Source organism: Alcanivorax sp. HI0083 (assembly GCF_001635175.1).
This window is the reverse complement of sequence record NZ_LWFX01001246.1, coordinates 1-5,009: the sequence shown is the minus strand read 5'-3', so window position 1 is coordinate 5,009 and position 5,009 is coordinate 1. Positions and strand designations below refer to the sequence as shown.

Below are 5,009 nucleotides of genomic sequence, written 5' to 3'. Positions count from 1 at the left end.
AAGGCAACAAGTGTTCTCAGTGAAGGGGAGCAGAGGATTGTTGCGCTTGCTGCATTCCTGGCTGACGTAACCGGTAAACCCAACTCGGCACCCTTTATATTCGATGATCCTATTTCATCGTTGGATCAAACCTACGAAGAGCAGACCGCTAAACGATTAATTAATTTGAGTGCTGAGCGCCAGGTAATCGTTTTTACGCATAGGTTAAGTTTGTTAGGTCAGCTAATTGAGAAAGGTGGCGCGGATTATCGCCATATCAGAAGAGAGCCGTGGGGGTGTGGCGAGCATGGTGACCTGCCTTTGTTTGCAAAAAACCCAATTAAAGCAGTAAAGGATTTGAGGAATAGCAGACTTAGTACTGCGAGGAAGGCTTTTGAGAAGGATGGTTATGATGCTTACTACCCTCTGGCAAAAGCGATCTGCAGCGATTTCAGAGTACTTATCGAGAGAATCGTCGAATTTGACCTTCTGGCGGATGTTGTTATGCGTCATCGAAGAGCGGTCAACACAAAGGGGAAGGTCCATAGGTTGGCGAAGGTAACAAATGAGGATTGCCAGCTTATTGAGACGCTCATGGATCAATTCTCTTGTTTTGAACATAGCCAGTCCGATGAATCTCCTGTGGATATACCTGATCCAGCTGTATTGGACGAGGCGCTCACAAAGATTATTGAGTGGCATGCAGATTTTAGTAAAAGGTAAAGCAATATCTGTTCTTCGGCGTGAGCGATAAATCGCACTGTTTTTATCGGGAGATGACCAGTGCGAGTTGATGCTATGAATTTTTAGGGGATTAGCTATGTCAGACCAGGGCCTACCAAATTTAAAAATCCACACCACCCTGGTGGAAAAGATCAACTTCGCCTGCCACCAGAGCGCCTTTGCCGTGCTGCGGGAATTGCAGATCGAGAATCTGGATGAAGAGCAGGATCTGTCAGACCTGTCGGTGACATTAGAAGCCTCCCCGGCGTTTGTGAAGGCGAAGACCTGGACGGTGGACCGGTTGGCGGCGGGTGGTCTGCTGGCTATGAAGGACCGTGACCTGGAGCTGGATGGCGGTTTCTTGCTGGGGCTGACGGAATCCATGCGCGGCACGGTGACGATTCGAGTCACCCAGGCTGAGCAGTGCCTGGCCGAATTGGCGATTCCGGTGGAGTTGTTGGCCTGTAATGAGTGGGGCGGTGCGACCTACATTCCTGAATTGTTGGCGGCGTTCTGCACGCCGAACGATCCGGCGGTGGACCGGTTGTTGGGCCAGGCTAGCCAGATTCTGCGCAAGGCGGGCAAGTCGGGCAGTATCAACGGCTACGATTCCGGCAGCCGTGAGCAGGTATGGCTGATGGCGTCGGCTATTTATTCTGCCATTGTGAAAATGCAGGTGGGCTATGCGTTGCCGCCCGCCAGTTTCGAGAGCAATGGCCAGAAAATCCGCCTGCCCAACCAGATTGAAAGCGCCAAGGTGGCGACTTGCCTGGATACCACCCTACTGTTTGCGGCGGCACTTGAGCAGGCGCAGTTGAACCCGCTGGTGATTCTTACCCGGGGGCATGCACTGGTGGGGCTGTGGCTGGACAAGGAAGATCTATCCAGTGTGGTGGTGGATGAGGCGGAAACCCTGCGCCAGCGTATCCCCCTGAAAGAACTGATCCTGATTGAAACCACTTTCCTGACCAATCACCCGGCGCCGCCTTTCTCCCAGGCGGTGAAAGACGGCAACAAGCAGGTGGCGCTGGATAAGGACAACGAATTTGTCGCCGCCATCGATATTCGCCGGGCGCGGGCGCACCGTATCAATCCCATTAGCCTGAAGACGCAGATTGCCGGACTTGCCGAGCCAGCCGATGCGGAGGTTGTGGTCGAGCCGGGGCTGGAAGCGGCGCCGGTTGATTTGCCATCGGCCCCCGTGCATGTGGAAGACGACGTGCCGGAGGATACGCCGGGCGGTCGCCTTGAGCGTTGGCAGCGCAAGCTGCTGGACTTGTCTGCGCGCAACCCGCTGTTGAATCAGAAACCCAGCAAAAGCAGTTTAACGCTGGTGTGTAGTGATCCCGGTGAGTTGGAAGATGTGTTGGCCACCGGGGCGCGCATTTCCATTGCGCCTTTCCCGCAGTTAAAGACCCAGGATCAGGATTCGGATATTCACCGCCAGCGTACCGGCGAAGAGCTGAAGGAAGTGTATGCCCGCGATGCCCTGGCCAAGAAGCAGGTGCTGGTGGAGCTGACCCAGGACGATCTGGACAAGCGGGCGGTGGAGATTTACCGCAAGGCGCAGACGTCACTGAAGGAAGGGGGCTCAAATACCCTGTTCCTGGCGGTGGGCTTTTTGCTCTGGAAGCCCAAGGACAAGGATAATCGTCGCTACCGTGCGCCTTTGATCCTTCTGCCCGTCTCTCTGGAGCGGAAGTCCGTGCGCAGTGGCGTGAAGATGGTGGCCAATGATGATGAGCCCCGTTTCAACACCACCTTGCTGGAACTGCTGAAAAAGGACTTCGGTATCGAGATCCATGGCCTTAGCGGTGCCTTGCCGGAGGATGATAGTGGTGTGGATGTGGCGGGCATCTGGAATCGGGTGCGCCATGCCATCAAGGAAGTACCCGGATTCGAGGTGGTGGAAGAGGTGGTGCTGGGCCACTTCTCCTTCGCCAAGTACCTGATGTGGAAGGATCTGGTGGATCGCTCCGAGGCGCTGAAAGAAAGCCCGGTGGTGCGGCACCTGCTGGATACGCCGCGTGAGGCGTATGAGAGCGACATTCGCTTTGTTGATCCCAAAGAGATTGATCGGGAATACACCCCGGCAGATCTGCTGTCGCCGTTGCCGGCGGATTCTTCCCAGATGGCGGCCATTGCCACGGCGGACAGAGGCAAGGATTTCGTCATCATTGGCCCGCCGGGTACCGGCAAGAGCCAGACCATCGGCAACCTGATTGCGCACATGCTGGGCAAAGGCAAGAAGGTGCTGTTTGTGTCCGAGAAGACCGCCGCACTGGAGGTGGTGCACCGTCGTCTCAAGGATATTGGCCTGGGCCACTTCTGCCTTGAATTGCACTCGAACAAAGCCAGGAAGGCTGATGTTCTGGATCAGCTACGGACCTCCTGGAACAGCGCCTCCCAATCTACGGTGAGCGACTGGAAGGCAGAGGCGGAACGGCTAAAGACACTACGTGACCGCCTGAACCGGGTGGTGAATGCCCTGCATCAACGCCACCGTAATGGCCTGACGGCGCACTATGCCATCGGTGTGAAGGTGCGTGATGCCGACCTGGCTGCCAAGGTAAAGCTGAGTTGGCCAAATGCGGCCTATCACGACGATGCGCAACTGCAGAAGCTGCGTGAAATGGCTGAGTTGCTGGCGGTTCAGGCCAAGGCTGTGGGTAATCTGGTAGATCACCCGCTGGCATTGATCAGCAATTTTGACTGGCGGCCTCAGTGGGAAGAAGCGGTGGTGGGTGCCGCCCGCAGCCTGAAAGCCAGTGGGGCGCAGTTGACCGACAAATTGGCGTCGCTTGAGAAAGCCCTGGGCATCAGCCTGGGTGTGGTGAGCCTGGCCAAGTTGGCTGCCATGGCCGAGTGTGGTCAGGTCTTGCTGGACGCCTACCGCCAGCAGGCCTCTTTTGCGCTGGAGCCGGATGCAACGGATCGACTGGATGCGCTGGAAGAAGCCGTCACACAGTTGAAGGCCTACATTGAGACGCAAGCGAAGCTGAGTTGCACCTATGAGCCGTTGGCCTGGCAGAAGCTGAATGCGGCGGTGCTGGGGCAAGCCTGGGCGGAAGCCAATGACACCTGGTGGCCCAAGAGCTGGTTTGCCAAGCGCAAGGTCGTCAAGCAAATGCGGGAAGGCGGGGCGCAGGGTGATCCGGACCCCATCAATGATATTCCCGTGCTGAAACAGTTGCGGGAAACCGGTGGCCATATCGACCGTCTCGATGGCGTGCTGAAAGGCCTGCGAGAATGGGATTCCTATAACTCAGACCCCAGCGCCATGGCTGCGCTAAAGGAACTAGGTTCACGGGCCCGTGTTGCGGTTGGCAAGCTGGCAGATGATGCGGAATCCCTGGCGACCCTTCGCGGCAAGATTCGCACGCTGCTGTATGACGCCAACGACTTGCTGGCACCGGATGCGCCAGTGGGGCGAACCATCAATGATTTCAAGGCGGCGTTCGAAGCCTTCTCTGCCAACAAGGAAAAGTTCGAAGCACTGATCGGTGCCTCGCTGGATGGTCGATTGCCTGACGGTGTGCCCGCCCTTGAGTCACTGGGCGCGCAATGTCAGGAGATTATCGATCATCACATCGCCCTGCGGGATTGGTGCGCCTGGGTGCGGCGTCGCTCCGAGGCGCTGGATTTCCAACTCGGCCCGCTGGTGGAAGCCATCGAAAATGGCTCTGTGCCCGCCGACCAGGTGGAAGAGGTCTTCGAGGCAGCCTACTGCAGTTGGTGGTCGTCGGCGGTGATCGGTGAGGATGAGGTGCTGCGTACCTTCTCTTCTCCGGAGCATGAAGCGGCGATTGAGAATTTCCGGGAGCTGGATACCCGGTTCAGTGATCTGACGGCGAAGTATATTGCCGCGAATCTGGCCGGGGAGATCCCGGACCAGGAAACCACCAAGAAGAAGTCGTCCTGGGGCGTGCTGGCCCATGAGCTTCAAAAGAAGATGCGCCATAAGCCTGTTCGGGAAATGATGGAAACCATCCCGGACGTGATTACAACGCTGGCGCCGTGCCTGATGATGTCGCCGCTGTCGATTGCCCAGTTCCTGTCCGCCGGGCAGGCGCAGTTTGATGTTGTGATCTTTGATGAGGCTTCCCAGATTACCGTGTGGGATGCGGTGGGCTCACTGGCCCGTGGCAAGCAGGTGATTGTTGCCGGTGATCCAAAGCAGATGCCGCCCACCAACTTCTTTGGTCGTTCTGATGATGACCCGGATGGCGACATTGATGGCGAAGGGGATCTGGAAAGCATCCTGGACGAACTGATCGGCGCCAGCATTCCCCAACGCGTGCTGAACC

Annotated in this window: 2 protein-coding genes; both read left to right on the top strand. The window is 57.0% G+C overall.

Annotated features, from left to right (window positions below; genetic code table 11):
- Nucleotides 1-702: hypothetical protein (locus A3754_RS27865; protein WP_197468706.1), on the top strand; the 702-nt coding region annotated here is incomplete at its 5' end.
- A gap of 97 nt (nucleotides 703-799) precedes the next feature.
- Nucleotides 800-5,009 (top strand): DUF4011 domain-containing protein (locus A3754_RS18185; RefSeq protein ID WP_063520827.1); only part of this gene is annotated, 4,210 nt, incomplete at its 3' end.